The organism is Scytonema sp. PCC 10023, from assembly GCF_963920835.1.
In the GTDB taxonomy this organism is placed as follows: domain Bacteria; phylum Cyanobacteriota; class Cyanobacteriia; order Cyanobacteriales; family Nostocaceae; genus Kalymmatonema.
Window position 1 is genome coordinate 1 of the sequence record NZ_CAWUDP010000424.1, and the last position, 229, is coordinate 229.

At 51.1% G+C, this 229-nt stretch carries 1 protein-coding gene; it reads right to left on the minus strand.

Annotated features, from left to right (window positions below; all coding sequences use genetic code 11):
* Positions 1-229: WD40 repeat domain-containing protein (locus ACM0OZ_RS49450; protein ID WP_414590255.1), on the minus strand; the 229-nt coding region annotated here is incomplete at both ends.

The following is a 229-nucleotide window of genomic DNA, read 5'->3' on the forward strand; positions in this document are numbered from 1 at the left end:
CGCTATGCCCACTGAGGGTTTTGAGTAGCTGCCCGTTGAGATTCCACAACCGTACCGTGTTGTCATTATTGCCAGAAGCAATCGTCTTACCATCCGGACTGAATGCCACACTCCTGACAGAACTGCCATGCCCACTGAGGGTTTTGAGTAGCTGCCCGTTAAGATTCCACAACCGTACTGTGTTGTCAACACTGCCAGAAGCTATCGTCTTACCATCCGGACTGAATGC